General features: G+C 69.0%; 12 protein-coding genes. 6 read left to right on the forward strand and 6 right to left on the reverse strand.

Features of this window, described 5'->3' with window-relative positions; genetic code table 11:
- Positions 1-22: 22 nt before the first annotated feature.
- A complete protein-coding gene (locus tag OG804_RS09830; protein WP_328396122.1) occupies positions 23-658 on the reverse strand; it encodes a response regulator transcription factor in 636 nt (211 codons plus the stop codon).
- Positions 655-1,869: a sensor histidine kinase gene (locus OG804_RS09835; protein ID WP_328396124.1), complete on the reverse strand. Its 1,215-nt coding sequence runs from the start codon at positions 1,867-1,869 to the stop codon at positions 655-657. Before OG804_RS09835 ends, OG804_RS09830 begins: the two co-directional genes overlap by 4 nt.
- A gap of 189 nt (positions 1,870-2,058) precedes the next feature.
- Between OG804_RS09835 and OG804_RS09840 the strand changes: the two genes are divergently transcribed.
- Both OG804_RS09840 and OG804_RS09845 read left to right on the forward strand, forming a co-directional pair.
- The gene (locus tag OG804_RS09840) at positions 2,059-3,126 is read left to right on the forward strand and encodes an ABC transporter permease (RefSeq protein ID WP_328396126.1); all 1,068 of its coding nucleotides are present in this window, start codon (positions 2,059-2,061) and stop codon (positions 3,124-3,126) included.
- The gene (locus OG804_RS09845; protein ID WP_328396128.1) at positions 3,123-3,806 is read left to right on the forward strand and encodes an ABC transporter ATP-binding protein; all 684 of its coding nucleotides are present in this window, start codon (positions 3,123-3,125) and stop codon (positions 3,804-3,806) included. Before OG804_RS09840 ends, OG804_RS09845 begins: the two co-directional genes overlap by 4 nt.
- Before the next feature lie 6 nt (positions 3,807-3,812).
- Here OG804_RS09845 and OG804_RS09850 read toward each other — a convergent pair whose 3' ends face one another.
- The 4 genes from OG804_RS09850 to OG804_RS09865 are packed head-to-tail and all read right to left on the reverse strand — an operon-like array spanning position 3,813 to position 9,368.
- Complete coding sequence (locus OG804_RS09850; RefSeq protein ID WP_328396130.1) at positions 3,813-6,317, reverse strand: ATP-binding cassette domain-containing protein; 2,505 nt, start codon at positions 6,315-6,317, stop codon at positions 3,813-3,815.
- A gap of 55 nt (positions 6,318-6,372) precedes the next feature.
- Entirely contained in the window at positions 6,373-7,536 is a 1,164-nt protein-coding gene (locus OG804_RS09855; RefSeq protein ID WP_328396132.1) for a substrate-binding domain-containing protein, read from the reverse strand.
- A 37-nt stretch (positions 7,537-7,573) separates the two neighbouring features.
- Positions 7,574-8,578 (reverse strand): ABC transporter permease, encoded by a 1,005-nt coding sequence (locus OG804_RS09860; protein WP_328396134.1) that lies wholly within the window; start codon positions 8,576-8,578, stop codon positions 7,574-7,576.
- A 31-nt stretch (positions 8,579-8,609) separates the two neighbouring features.
- The gene (locus OG804_RS09865; protein WP_328396136.1) at positions 8,610-9,368 is read right to left on the reverse strand and encodes an SDR family NAD(P)-dependent oxidoreductase; all 759 of its coding nucleotides are present in this window, start codon (positions 9,366-9,368) and stop codon (positions 8,610-8,612) included.
- A 114-nt stretch (positions 9,369-9,482) separates the two neighbouring features.
- On the opposite strand from OG804_RS09865, the gene OG804_RS09870 reads away from it, so the two are divergent.
- The 4 genes from OG804_RS09870 to OG804_RS09885 all read left to right on the forward strand — a co-directional run bounded on the left by OG804_RS09870 (position 9,483) and on the right by OG804_RS09885 (position 13,936).
- Positions 9,483-10,340 carry a carbon-nitrogen hydrolase family protein gene (locus tag OG804_RS09870; RefSeq protein ID WP_328396138.1) on the forward strand — a complete coding sequence of 286 codons (858 nt, stop codon included), beginning with the start codon at positions 9,483-9,485 and terminating at the stop codon, positions 10,338-10,340.
- Between the two features lie 11 nt (positions 10,341-10,351).
- Complete coding sequence (locus tag OG804_RS09875; protein ID WP_328396140.1) at positions 10,352-11,326, forward strand: cyclase family protein; 975 nt, start codon at positions 10,352-10,354, stop codon at positions 11,324-11,326.
- Positions 11,327-11,403: 77 nt separating this feature from the next.
- A complete protein-coding gene (locus OG804_RS09880; protein ID WP_328396142.1) occupies positions 11,404-13,140 on the forward strand; it encodes a dihydroxy-acid dehydratase in 1,737 nt (578 codons plus the stop codon).
- 85 nt (positions 13,141-13,225) lie between these two features.
- Positions 13,226-13,936, forward strand: coding sequence for a GntR family transcriptional regulator (locus OG804_RS09885; protein ID WP_328396144.1), 711 nt, complete (start codon positions 13,226-13,228; stop codon positions 13,934-13,936).
- The last annotated feature ends 61 nt before the right edge of the window (positions 13,937-13,997 follow it).

Here is a 13,997-nt window from a genome sequence, read left to right on the forward strand (position 1 = left end):
CACCGGACCGGCGCGAACGCGGTCAGCGGCGGATGAGCCCGAGAGCGGCGGCGTTCGCCACGGCCGCGGTGCGGGAGTCGACACCGAGCTTCGTGTAGACGCGCGCCAGATGGGATTTGACGGTGCCCTCGGTGAGATGCAGACGCCGGCCGATCGCCAGATTGGACAGTCCCTCGGCGACGAGCGCGAGCACTTCGGTCTCGCGGCGGGTCAATGTGACAGCGGGCGAACGGAGCCTGCTCATGAGGCGGTCGGCGACGGCCGGCGCCAGCGCGGTGTGCCCGGCGGCGGCAGCGCGGACCGCCGCCGCCAACTCCTCGGGCGGCGAGTCCTTGAGCAGGTATCCGGTGGCGCCCGCCTCGATCGCCGGCAGAATATCGGCGTCGGAGTCGTAGGTGGTGACGATGAGGACGCGGGGCGCGTCCGGCCGCGCCGTGATCCGGGCGGTGGCCTCGGCGCCGCCCATGCCCGCGCCGAACCGCAGATCCATCAGCACCACATCGATATCGCCCGCGGCGGCCCGGTCGACCGCGTTCTCGGCGGTGGCGGACTCGGCCACCACCGTCAACCCGGGTTCCGTCGCGAGGACGGCGCGTAACCCCGCGCGCACCACCGGGTGGTCGTCGGCCAGGAGCAGGCGAACAGCGCCGCCGTTCACGATCGGGCCCCGGCTTCGGGGTGGCCGGGCGGCACGTCCAGTCGTGCGGTCAACCGGGTGCCGCGGTCCGCGCCGGATTCGATGTGGAAATCGCCGCCGAGGGCCAGGACACGAGAGCGCATGGCGGCCAGCCCGAATCCGCTGTCGCCGGTGGCCGCCGGCAGCCGATCGGCGTCGAACCCGGTACCGTCGTCGACGACCTCCACGGTGACCTGATCCGCCGTGTAGTCGAGCGAGATCTCCGCGGTATCCGCCCCGGCGTGACGAATCGTATTGGCCAGCGCGGATTGCGCGATCCGCAGCAACACCACCTCGTAGGCGGTGGGCAACGGCACGGGAACGCCGGTGAGCCGGAAACGGACCGTGCACGAATGTCGGGCAGACGTGGTGCTGCACAGCCGCTCCAGCGCGTCGGCCACGGTGGTCCCGTCCAGAGCGGGCGGCGTCAGATCGGCGACGAACCGGCGGGCCTCGGCGAGGTTGTCCACGGCCGTGTGGCGAGCCTGTTCGACATAGTGTTCAGCGGTACCGGGACTGCCCGGCAGAGCGCGCTCGGCGGCGCGCAGCAGCAACTGGATGCTGGACAGTCCCTGCGCGAGAGTGTCGTGGATCTCGCGCGCCAGTCGTTCTCGTTCGGCGTGTACGCCGGCCGAATGCTGCGCCCGCGCCAGATCGGCGCGCACGGCGGTGAGTTCCTCGATCAATCGGCGCCGGCGCTCGCTCTCGCGATAGAGCGCTTCGTATCCGCGGACGACTGCGACCGCCACCGCGGCGCCGAGCGCCGGGCCGATCGCCATCGCAAGATGGAAGGCGTTCTGGTGGGCGGCATAGCCGATGATCGCGGCTACCGCCGTCGCCACGACCGCGAAGAGACCCGACCGGCGCGCGAGCAGATGCAACTCCAGGAAATACAGCGGGAACGCGACCCACACACCGTCGGGAGTCACCACCAGCAGGACCAGCCAGGCCGCGCCCACACCCGCCAGCCACATCACGGCGGCACGGCGCGAGGTGCGCACCGCCGGTGTGAGCAACCCGCACAGATACACCAGGCCGCAGATCACGGCCGCCGCGACGATCGGCCCCGCACCGGGCGCTGCGGTGGCCACGGCCCGGCCCGCGGCCAGCCCGAGCAGCGCCGCCATCAGCAGATGGAGGCATCCGGCGAGAGTTCTGCCGGTCGGGTCCAGGGTGCGCGCACTGGTCGTCACAGTGAGTCCAGACTACGGAGCGCGGCCACCCGCGGCCTCTGTCGAAAGTTGTAGATCGCATAGCGCCGTCGGGCCCGGACAATCCCATATCCGGCCAGATGCCGTCATCGGCGATGCGATCAAGAGTGGAGGCGTACTCATTCCGCCGAGCAGGAGGCCGAGACGGGCATGTTCGTCGCCTGGAGAGAAATGAAGTTCGCCATGGGACGGTTCGTCCTGATCGGTGCGGTGATCGTGCTGATCACCGCACTGGTGGGGCTGCTGTCGGGGCTCACCGCCGGTCTGGGACGGCAGAACGTCTCGGCCGTGACGGATCTGCCCGTGGATCGGATCGCATTCCGGTCCACCGAAGGCGATCGAGACCTGTCCTACACCGCCTCCACCGTCACCGAGCGGCAGTGGCGGCAATGGGCCGCAGCGCCCGGTGTGCGACGGGCCGAACCGCTGGGCATCACCCTCACCGAGGCCACGGCCGGCCACAGTCGGGCCGGTGTCTCGGTGTTCGGCGTCGAACCCGGCTCCACGCTCGAACCGGGCAGCGGCGGGATCGATGACCGGTCGGCGGTGTTGTCCACGTCCGCCGCCGCCGATCTCGGGCTGGCCCCGGGCGATACCGTGACGTTGGCCGGTCGGCCGCTCACGGTGAACGCGGTACAGGGCGATGCGTATTTCAGCCATACCCCGGTGATCTGGACCAGCCTCAACACCTGGCGTTCGGTCACCGGGCCCAGCGTCACGAGCGACACCCCCGCCGCGACCGTCATCGCACTGGAGACCACTTCCGACGCGGACACCGCCGCGGTCGACCGGCAGGCCGGCACCACGACGGTCGCGGTGGACGATTCACTGTCCGCGATCGGTTCCTATTCCTCCGAGAACGGCTCGCTGCAATTGATGCGGGTCTTCCTGTTCACCATCTCCGCACTGGTCATCGGCGCGTTCTTCACGGTGTGGACGATCCAGCGCGGCGGGGACCTCGCCGTCCTGAAGGCTCTCGGAGCCTCCACCGCCGACCTGCTCCGCGACGCCATGGCCCAGGCCGTCCTGCTGCTCGTCGGCGGCACCGCGCTCGGGACGGCTGTCGCCGCGGCCGCCGGCGCGGCGGCGACGGATCGCGGAATCCCGTTCCTGCTCACTCCCATCACCGTCCTCGGCCCCGCCGCGGTGACGATTCTGCTGGGGACGCTCGGCGCCGCCCTCGCCGTGCGCCGAATCACCTCCGTCGACCCGCTGACCGCGCTGGGGACCGCCCGATGAGTCTCACGCTGACCGACATCACCCTCACCTACCCCGACGGCCGGAGCCGTCTCACCGCGCTCGACGACGTCACGCTCGAGGTTCCCGCCGGCACCGTGACCGCTGTGGTCGGGCCCTCCGGATCGGGCAAGTCCAGCCTGCTCGCCGTCGCCGCCACCCTCATCACGCCGGACTCCGGCAGTGTCGTCCTCGACGGCGTCTCCACCAGCGGCCTGAGTCGTCGCGAGCTGACCGAACTACGGCGTCGCACCGTCGGCATCGTGTTCCAGCAACCGAATCTGCTCGCCGCGCTGACCGCCGCCGAACAGCTCGAGGTGGTGGCCCGTCTCGACCACCGCGGCAGAGTGAAGGCCCGGGCCCGCGCGCTGGATCTGCTGGACGCGGTCGGCTTGGCGGAGCAGGCGGACCGTCGTCCACACCAGCTGTCGGGCGGGCAGCGCCAGCGTGTCAATATCGCGCGGGCGCTGGTCAACGATCCCGCGGTGCTGCTGGTCGACGAGCCCACCAGCGCTCTCGACCACGAACGCGGTGCCGCGGTAGTCGATATGATCACCGACCTCACCCACCGCTCGGGCACCGCCACCGTGCTGGTCACCCACGATCGCGCGCACCTCGCCGCGGCCGACCGGATCGTCGAGGTCCGGGACGGCCGGTCAGCCGTCCCGGACTCCGCGCGATGAGACCGGCTAGTGCTGCGCCGACCGTGCGGTCCGCTGCTGGATCTGCGCGTAGAGCGCCGTCGCCGCCAGCGCGATGATGCCGACGAACAGGTACTGCCACGCCTGGGAGAGCCCGAGGAAGATCGTCGAGTTCTCGATCAGTTGCAGGAACAGCACACCCAGTAGCACACCGACGAAACTGCCGCGGCCACCGAAGATCGAAGCGCCGCCGAGCACCACCGCGGTGATGGAGGTCAGCGTGTAGGTGAGGCCGGCCGTGGGATCTCCGACTCCGATCTGCGACATCAGCAGCAGTGCACCGACTGCGGTGAGGCCCGAACTCGCGATGTAGGCCAGCAGTTGGACACGTCCTACCGGGATCCCCCGGTAGTGCGCCGCCGACTCGTTCGATCCCGCGCCGCGCAACCGGAGTCCCACGGAGCTGCGCCGCGACAGGTACTCGAAGGCCAGCAGTACGGCGGCGCCCACCAGTACCGCGACCGGAATCGGGCCGATCCGGGTGTTCAGGACATCGACGACGTCGAGGGCGATGATGCCCCCGGGCGCGTCGCGCAATACCAGCGAAAGACCTTGCAGCGCGGTGTAGGTGATCAATGTGGCGACCACCGGGCTCACTCGCGCGAACCGGATCATGGCGCCGTTGAGCAGGCCGACGGCGAGTGCCAGCACCGCCATCGCCACGAAGCCCAGTACCCACCACCCCCACCCGTAGCCGTCGACGACGAAGAAGGACGCGACGACGACGAGCGTCCCGGCGAGCGGCCCGACCGACAGATCGATGCCCCCGGTCAGCATCACCACCAGTTGCCCGGCGGCGATGAACAGGATCGGCGCCAGCAACGCGAGCATGCTGCCGATATTGAATGCGGAGAGGAACCGTTCGCTCTGGGTGGCGCTGACCGTGGCCAGCACGAGCGCGGCCAGCACGAGAACCAGGCTCGGCGCCTGCTGGCTCGCGATGAACCGCCGGAACCCGCTGCCCCGCCCGCCCGCGATGCCCGCGTCGGTGGAGGCCGGGGCCTCACCGCGACCCGCGGTGAGCGACGCTTCGGTGATGGTGTGCTCGGTCAGCGCGTCACCGGTCAGTTCCTCGACGATCCGTCCGTGCGAGAAGACCAGCACGCGATCGCAGAGCCCGGCCAGTTCGACATTGTCCGAACTCGAGACCACCACGGGGATACCGCTTTCGGCGGTCGCGCGCAGCCGGTGATAGATGTCGGAGCGGTTGCCGACGTCGATGCCCTGGGTCGGTTCGTCACACAGCAGTACCCGGGGTTCGGACAGCAGCGACCGGCCGAGCACCACCTTCTGCTGGTTACCTCCGGACAGGTGCTCGAGCGGCGTCTCTATGGTCGCGGTCTTGACACCGAGCGCCCCGACCTGCGCGGCGGCGAATGCGCGTTCGGCGGGGGCCGAGACCATTCCCGCGCGCGACACCGTGCCGAGCGCCGCGACGGAGAGGTTCTCGCGGACCGACAATGCGGGCGCGATGCCCTCGATGTGCCGCTCCTGCGGCATCAGGACTATTCCGGCGGCGCGGGCGGTCCGCGGGCCGGACAGATCGGCGACGACATCGCCGACCCGCACGCGACCGCTGGAGGGGATCGCACCGCCCAGCGCCCTGATGAATTCGCGTTGACCGTTGCCCTCCACCCCGGCCAGCCCGAGGACTTCGCGGCGATGTACGCGGGTGGTCGCTCCGTTCAGCAGCCCGGCGCTCAAACTGTCGATGTCGACGGCTATCTCGCCGATATCGGCTGCGGGAGGCGGGAACAGCGCGTCGATGGTCCGCCCGGCGATCAGGGTGACGATCTCACGCTCGGTGATCTCGCCCGCGGCGAACTCCCCGCGCGTGTGCCCGTCGCGGAGCACGGTCAGCCGGTCGGCGAGCGCGAAGACGTCCGGTAGCCGGTGACTGATGTAGACGACGGCGACTCCGGAATCCGCGAGCGAGCGGATCAGCCGGAACAGTGTGCTGGTCTCGGTGGCGGCGAACGGCTCGGTGGGTTCGTCCAGGATCAGCACCCGCGGGTTGGACGCGAGGGCGCCACAGATCTCGATCGCCTGTTTCTCCGCGAGCCCCAGACTGCCGGCCGGCGCCGCCGGGTCGATGGTCATCCCCATCGGCGCCAGCGCCCGTTCGGCCCACGCGTGCGCACCCGCCAGATCCGGTCGCAGCGCGGGCGGGACCGCGAGCACCAGATTCTCCGCGACGGTGAGGTCGGGCAGGATCGCCGGATGCTGGTAGGCGATGGCGAGACCCTGTTCGCGCACCGCCATGGGCGAACCGCTCACGATCGGGGAACCGTCGATCGTGAGCGTGCCCTCGTCGGCGACGAGCGCACCGGACGCGATGGCCATCAGGGTCGACTTCCCGGCGCCGTTCCCGCCGACCAGGGCGTGGATCTCACCTGCTTTCGCGGTGAACGAGACGGCGTCGAGCGCGGTAACGCCGGGAAAGCGCTTGGTGACGCCGGTGAGTGCCAGACCACCGGTGGGCGCGGTTGTCATATGCGGGGCCTTTCGAGATGGGAGTGGAACCGATTCCGCGCGTGCGCGGGTGCGTTCACCGGTAGATCCGCGACAGCGTCGCGGCGGAGAGCTCGGAGGACAGCACCGCACTGCTCGGCAGGCCACGGTCGCATCGGGGTTGCAGTCCCGGATCCAGGGAGTTCTCGACGATAGGGATATCGACGATATTCGGCTCGGGGTCGTCGATACCCTGCGCGTCGGCGACGGCCTTGCGCAGCGCGAGCCGCACCATCCAGGTCCGGGACGAGACCGTGACGACCTGGAAACCGGGCTGTTTCGAGTGGTTGTCCGCGAAAGCGCAGGCGAATCCGTTGACATCGTTGGCGGTCCAGATCGGCAGTGGGCGACCGGCCTGCAGGAACGCCCGGATGCCGCCGAGCGAGGCGTCCCCGGAATCGGTGATCACCGCGTCGATCTTCGGGTATTTGGTGAGGAGACCCGCCACGACCTTCTGCGTCTGGGCGGGATTCCAGCCGGTATCGATCGGCGCGCCGGGCGTATTGAGCAGGGTGACCGCGGCACAGTCGGGGTTCTCGCCCAATTCGGCTTCGATCCCGGCGATTTCGGTCAGGCTCTGCGCGTTGCCCGGGGTGCCGCCGAGGAATACCGCGTTGCCGCCGTCCGGTCCCAAGGTCTCGCAGGTCCATTTCGCCCAGGCCCGGCCGTCGTTGACGGTGTTGTGGCCGACGAACGCGGTGTAGTCCGTGCCCGCTTCACCACCGGGGCTCGCGGTGTAAGGCACCACCGAGACACCGGCTTCGTACGCCTCGCGCAGGGTCGGGATCAGCGCCGGGCCGGCGTCGGGGAAGACGACGAGCGCGTCGACGCCCTGAGCCACCAGGGCTTTGATATCGCCGATCGCCTTCTGCGGATTCCCCTGCCCGTCGGCATAGGGAAGCAGTTCGATATTCGGGCATTTACCCGCCTCGTCTTCGAACTCGGCGCGCGCGGTCTTGCGGAAGGCGTTGTCACCGACGCCGTCGGCGAGGGCGACGCGCACCGTCTCGGTACCGCAGAGCCGGCTCATGGGCACGAACTCGTCGACCGAACCGATCTGCGATCGATCCAGGTATACCGGGTCGACCTCGAAGTCTCCGGTGGCGTCGGAGAAGGGGCCGCCGGCGCACCCGCTCAGTGCGAGCACGGTGAGACCCAGTAACGCCATGGCTCGGTGACGGGAGAAGTGGGGTGATTTCACGTGAGGACAGTCCTTGCCTGGAGTCGGCGATGCCGGGTCAGCCGCGCGTGGCGGGGCGGCGGAGATAGGTGCGCCACGGTATGCCGCGCACGACGACGGCCACGGCGAGCACCCCGGCCTGGACCAGCAGTTGCACGGCCGTCGACGCGCCGGCCGCGAGCACGACCTGGCCGAGTTGGGTGAGGAAGAGCGCGGCGACCGCGGTGGCGGCGATGGAGGAGATCCCGCCGCGCAGCAGGCTGCCGCCGAGTACGACGGCGGCGATCGTGGTGAGCTGGTAGCTGTCGCCCAGGCGCAGATCGGGTGTGCGCAGGTAGGCGGCGAGCAGCGTTCCGGCTACGGCGTAGGCGACGCCCGCGAGCACGTAGGCCGAAATCTCGGTCACCGATGTGCGCGCACCGAGGATCCGCGCGGCGGGCACCCCGGCGCCTACCGCGATGAACCTGCGCCCCGGGACCGAATGCCGGAGCAGGAGATGGCCGATCGCGACCACGACGACGGCGACCAGGAACAGGCTCGGTACTCCGAGCACGGAGCTGACCGCGAATGCGCTCAGCGCGGGGTCCGCGGTGCCGGGGAACCCGTCCGACAGGATCAGGACGAAGCCGAGCAGCAGCGAGTTGACCGCCAGCGTCGCCACGAAGGCAGCCACCGAGAACCGTACGACGGCGAGACCGACGATCAGGCCGGATACCGCGCCGCACACTATTCCCACCAGGACGCACGCGCCCAGCGGCAGGGAACCGTTCTGGGCGACCTTGGTGGCGAAGACCGCGGCCACCGCCATGACTCCGGGTACCGAGAGGTCGATCCCACCGTGCGCGATCACCAGCGTCTGGCCGAGCGCCGCGATCGCCATGATCGCCGCGAAGGGCAGCATCGCACTCAGCGCGGAGGACGACAGACTCCCCGGCGCCAGCAGCGGACTGAGTGCGAACAAGACGACGGTGATGACCACGACCGGGAGAAAACGGTCACCACGCAGCCGGGACAGCCACGATGCCGGCGCGACGGGCGTGGCCGGCGGGAGCTGCTCTGTCATCGGTGTTTTCCTCGTGTTCGAGCTCATCGATTCAGACACTGGTGTAACCGCCGTCCATGGCGAGGTCCGCGCCGGTGACGAAGCCGGCGTCGGCGCCGAGCAGGAACGCGATACCGGCCGCGATCTCGTCGGCGGCGCCGATCCGCCCGATCGGGTGCGCGGCGTAGAGGTCGGCGCGTGCCGCCTCGGGGTCGGGCTGGGCGGCGAGGTAGGTCGCGAGCTGATCGGTCGCCACCGAACCCGGGCTGACGACATTGCACCGGATTCCGTGCGGAGCCTGTTCCACCGCGATCTGCCGGCTCAGCTGGGCCACCGCGCCTTTCGACGCGCAGTAGGCGGCCTGATTCGGGAGAGCCACCGACCCGGAGATAGAGGACAGGTTCACGATCGCCCCCGGCCGGTCCGTCCGGCGCAGGTGCCGGACGAACTCCCGGCAGGTGAGGAATGTCCCGGTGACATTTACCGATTGCACCGAGTTCCATTCCGCCAGGGTCGTATCGATCAGCGGAGTCGAGATCATCGTCGCGGCGCTGTTGACCAGTCCGTCGACGTGGCCGAACTCTTCGTACGCGGCGACGAAAGCGGACGCGACCTGCTCTTCGTCCGTCACGTCGGCGGCCCGGACCAGGGCACGTGCGCCGGCCGCTGCGACGGCCGCGGAAACCGATTCCAGCGCGGACGCGTCGCGATCGACGAGCACGATATCGCTTCCGCGCCCCGCGAGGAGCCGCGCCGTGGCTGCTCCGATACCACCGGCTGCCCCGGTGACCAGTACGACTTGGCAGGTCATGGGTATTCCATTCTGAGTAAGCATGTTGCATGCAACACGTGACGTGTCGAGTAGGTTGACATGCTGCATGCAGCATGTCAACCTCAATCAAGATTCGACCCAGAAGGGATCTCCATGTCCGACTTCCCCGTGCGTGTGTCCGTTGCCCAGATCCCCTCACGACGCGGGGATATAGAGGCCAACGTGGCGGCCGTCGCCCAGGCGATCCTCGAGGCAGGCAGCTCCGGGGACACCTTGATCGTCTTTCCCGAATGCGGGCTCAGCGGTTATATGTTCACCGAACGCGCCGAGGTGCTCGCCGCCTCGCTGCCCGTATCGGACCCTCGCCTCCAGCCGATCTTCGACGCGGCGGCCCGGGCCGGGGTCCATGCCGTGATGGGACTGCTCGAAGCGGACGACCAGCGGGTGTACAACACCGCGCTCCTCGTCGGACCGAGCGGTATCGTCGGCCGCTACCGCAAACAGCACCTGCCCGAGCTCGGGGCCGACAACTTCGTCGACGCGGGCGACGGTGACGAACCGCGAGTCATCGATATCGGCCCGATCCGGGTGGGTTTGATGATCTGTTTCGATCTGCGATTTCCGGAATCGGCGCGGGCACTGGCCCTGGCCGGCGCGGACGTCATCGCGATGCCCACCAACTGGCCGCTCGCGTCGCACTTCCTCGCCGACCACATGACCCGGGTCCGCGCCGTGGAGAATCTGCTCTACCTCGCCGTCGCGGATCGGGCCGACACCGAGGCCGGAACCCGGTTCCTGGGCCGCAGCCAGATCATCGATCCCGGCGGGGACGTGCTCGTCGACGCGGGCGACCGCCCCGGCGTGGTGACCGCGACGATCGATCCGCGGCGCGCCCGGATCAAACGACTCGAATTCGCCGAACCAGCCTTCGCGCTACCGGTTTTCGCGGCGCGGCGGCCGGAACACTATCGCGCGCTCACCGATGCGGTCGCGCCCGAACACCAGAACTGAGGAGGCCGACCATGTGCGGACCAGGATTCGTCGACGAACGCGCGCGGGCCACGATCGCGGCCCATGCGGCAAAGTTCCGGCAGGTCACCATGAGCCCGTTCGGGCCCGACGACGAAATAGGGATGCTCAATCTCATCGACGCCGAGACCTCGCGGGAGGTGCTGCGCGCCGCGGACGGCGGCCGGGTGCTCGACCTGTCGGTCGACTATTTCACGGGGATGCCGTCCTGGACCGAAGCCGGCGATCCAGGGTTCCAGCAGTGGATGACGCACACCCCGGCGGGAACCGTGCTCGACGACATCACCGGGGTCGGCACCGAACAGAACGAGCTCGTCTCGTATTCGGGCGACGCGATGTCGATGTACACCCACTGCGGCACCCATATCGACACGCTCAACCATTTCGGGTACCACGGCAAGATCTTCAACGGATTCGAAGCGGCGCAGTGCATCAGTTCCCGGCACTGGACCAAGGCGGGCGCCGATAAGTTTCCGCCGATCATCGCCCGGGGCGTGCTGTTCGATATCGCCGCGCTCCTGGGCGTGGACGTCGTACCCGACAACTACGGTATCGGCGCGCAGGATCTGGCGGCGGCGCTGCAACGGCAGCGGACCGAATTCCGGGTCGGCGATATCGCCCTCGTCCGTACCGGCCGCATGCGGGCCTGGCCGGACGTCGATGCCTATATCGACAACGCGCCCGGTCTCAACCGGGACGGCGCGCAGTTCCTCGCCGAGGCCGGCGCCAGTGTGATCGGCGGCGACACCCTCGCGCTGGAACAAACTCCGGCCGCCGACGCCGAGAACTGGCAGGTCGTGCACACCTACCTGCTCGCCGAGGCCGGTGTGCCGATCATGGAGGTCGTCGACTGCGAAGAGTTGGCGCGCGAGCAGCTCTACGAATTCGCGTTCATCGCCGCGAGCATGAAGATCCGCGGCGCCACCGGCGCCCCCATGCGCCCACTGGCCATGCCGTTACTGGGCTGACCCCGCGCCCCGGCTCACCTCACTCCACCCGCGAACGGGACCTCCGGTTCCCGCCGCCGCCCACGAAAGGGGCTCTCATGCCCGAACACACCGATTCGACCGATGACTCGGCCTCGGCAGCAACGCCGTTCAGCGGCCGGTCGGCCGTCGACAGCAGCCGGACCTCCTATGGCGATATCGGATTCAGCCGCTACCTCCGGCGAGCGTTCCTCGCGTCCGCGGGCTACGACGACGAATCGCTGGAGCGGCCCATCGTCGGCATCGCGGTGACCTCCTCGGATTACAACACCTGCCACCGCGATATGCCCGCGCTGCTCGCGGCGGTGCGGCGCGGCGTCGAACAGGCCGGCGGTCTGCCGATGGACTTTCCCACCATCTCGCTGGGGGAGATCCTGACCTCCCCGACCACGATGCTGTTCCGGAATCTGATGGCGATGGACACCGAGGAGATGATCCGCGCCCTGCCGATGGACGCCGCCGTTCTGCTCGGCGGTTGCGATAAGACCGTCCCGGCGCAGTTGATGGCCGCGGCATCCTCCGATATCCCCGTGGTGCTGGAAGTCGTCGGACCGATGATGACCGGCAGCTGGCGCGGCGAACGGCTCGGCGCGTGCACCGATTGCCGGCGGTTCTGGGGCAAACATCGCGGCGGCGAACTCGACGCCGCGGAGATCACCTCGGTGCGCAACGAACTGGTCACCACCGCGGGTACCTGCACCGTGATGGGCACCGCGTCGACGATGGCGTCGATCACCGAGACCCTGGGCATGATGCTGCCCGGCGGCGCGACCCCGCCCGCGGTCAGCGGCGCACGGCTGCGGCATGCCACCGAGACCGGGCGGCGCGCGGTCGAACTGGCGCGCACCGGTGGTCCGCTTCCCCGTGAGGTGATGACCCGCGCGGCGTTCGACAATGCCATCCGGGTGCTCGCGGCTATCGGCGGTTCCACGAATGTGCTGATCCATCTCATCGCGGTGGCCCGGCGCGCCGGAATCGAATTGACGCTCAGTGACTTCGATACGATCGGGGCCGACACTCCCCTGCTCGTCGACTGCAAGCCCTCCGGCGCGGGATACATGGAGGATTTCCACCGCTCCGGCGGAGTGCCGGCGCTGCTCAAGGAACTCGCCCCGCTGCTCGATCTGGACCATGTGGGCGTCAGCGGCCGATCGATGGGCGAATTGGTGCGGGAGACGAGCGACCGCGAGGAATGGCAGAGCACCATCCGGCCCCTCGATGAACCGCTGGGCGCGGCCGGGGCCTTGGCGGTCGTGAAGGGCTCGCTGGCCCCCAACGGTGCGGTGATCAAGGTGTCGGCCGCCAGCCCGCATCTGATGAAGCACACCGGGCCCGCGCTCGTCGTCGACAATCCCGCCGACGCGACCCGGATCCTCGACGACCCCGACCTGGATGTCACGCCGGATCATGTTCTGGTCCTGCGGTATTCGGGGCCGATCGCCGCCGGAATGCCCGAAGCCGGCGCGCTGCCCATACCCGCGAAACTGGCCGCTCAGGGAATCCGCGACATGGTTCGCGTCTCCGACGCCAGGATGAGTGGAACGTCTTACGGCACAGTGGTACTGCACTGCGACCCCGAGGCCGCGGCGGGCGGCCCGCTGTCCATTGTGCGCGACGGCGATATGATCAGTCTCGACGTCGCGGCCCGCTCGCTCGAATTGCTCGTCGAACCGGATGAGATCGCAAGGCGACTGGAAACTTTCGTCCCGCCGGCGCGGGCGACACGCGGTTGGCAGAAGCTGTACCAGGATACCGTCCTACCCGCCAGCCAGGGCGCGGATCTCTCCTTCCTCTGAAGGCCGAGCAAGGAACATGATGCATGCAACATATCGGTTACTCTGAGACTGTACTGCTGACCGAGGAGAGTAGGGGACGTCTTCGATGAGCGCCTTCGTGCCGGAGCAGACGTCGTTGACCGACCAGGTCTACGGCGAACTGCTGCGCGCCATCCAGGCGGGCGAACTACCGGCGGGCACCCTGCACTCGGTGGTCGAGTTGTCCGCCAAGCTCGGCGTCTCGCGCACCCCGGTCCGCGAGGCGTTCCAGCGGATGGCCAGCAGCGGACTGGTCAAATTCGAACGCAGCCGCGGTGTGCGCATTCTGGAGATCTCGACGCGCGATATCGAAGAGATCTATTCACTGCGGATGCTGCTGGAGGTGCCCTCCGCACATCGGGCGGCCGGCCGGATGACACCCGCGCTCCTGCAACCCGTCGAAGAGGCGTTCGCGGCGATGAAGCGGGCCACCGCGGCGGGCAGCGAACCGGATTTCCAACAGGCCGATATCGCCTTCCACGCCGCGATCCTGCACGCCGCCGGTAACGCCCGGGTCGTCGACGTCGCGGCGAATACCCGGATGCAGATGCTCGACCGGGGATTGTCCACCACCCAAACCCGCACCCTCGACGATATTCTCATCGTGCACGAGCGCATTCTGACCGCACTGCGCAACCGCGACCCGGCCGCCGGCGCGACCACGATGCGTGATCATCTACTCGAGACCACCCAGTTGCTGATCGCCCAGTCGACCGGCGACCAGGCGCTCGCCGACGCCTACGCGCCGCCACCCCTGCCCATCGCCGGCGCGTTCTGACCTCGCCGCGTCCTCCCGCCCAGAGAGTCGGCCCACATCGCCCGCCGATGCGGGCCCCAAC

The organism is Nocardia sp. NBC_00416, assembly GCF_036032445.1.
In the GTDB taxonomy this organism is placed as follows: Bacteria; Actinomycetota; Actinomycetes; order Mycobacteriales; family Mycobacteriaceae; genus Nocardia.

Coding starts and splice junctions, on each gene's coding strand:
- OG804_RS09840 (WP_328396126.1), top strand. CDS start 2,059: ATGAAGTTCGCCATGGGACGGTTCGTCCTGATCGGTGCGGTGATCGTG.
- OG804_RS09845 (WP_328396128.1), top strand. CDS start 3,123: ATGAGTCTCACGCTGACCGACATCACCCTCACCTACCCCGACGGCCGG.
- OG804_RS09850 (WP_328396130.1), bottom strand. CDS start 6,317: ATGACAACCGCGCCCACCGGTGGTCTGGCACTCACCGGCGTCACCAAG.
- OG804_RS09860 (WP_328396134.1), bottom strand. CDS start 8,578: ATGACAGAGCAGCTCCCGCCGGCCACGCCCGTCGCGCCGGCATCGTGG.
- OG804_RS09865 (WP_328396136.1), bottom strand. CDS start 9,368: ATGACCTGCCAAGTCGTACTGGTCACCGGGGCAGCCGGTGGTATCGGA.
- OG804_RS09870 (WP_328396138.1), top strand. CDS start 9,483: ATGTCCGACTTCCCCGTGCGTGTGTCCGTTGCCCAGATCCCCTCACGA.
- OG804_RS09875 (WP_328396140.1), top strand. CDS start 10,352: ATGTGCGGACCAGGATTCGTCGACGAACGCGCGCGGGCCACGATCGCG.
- OG804_RS09880 (WP_328396142.1), top strand. CDS start 11,404: ATGCCCGAACACACCGATTCGACCGATGACTCGGCCTCGGCAGCAACG.
- OG804_RS09885 (WP_328396144.1), top strand. CDS start 13,226: ATGAGCGCCTTCGTGCCGGAGCAGACGTCGTTGACCGACCAGGTCTAC.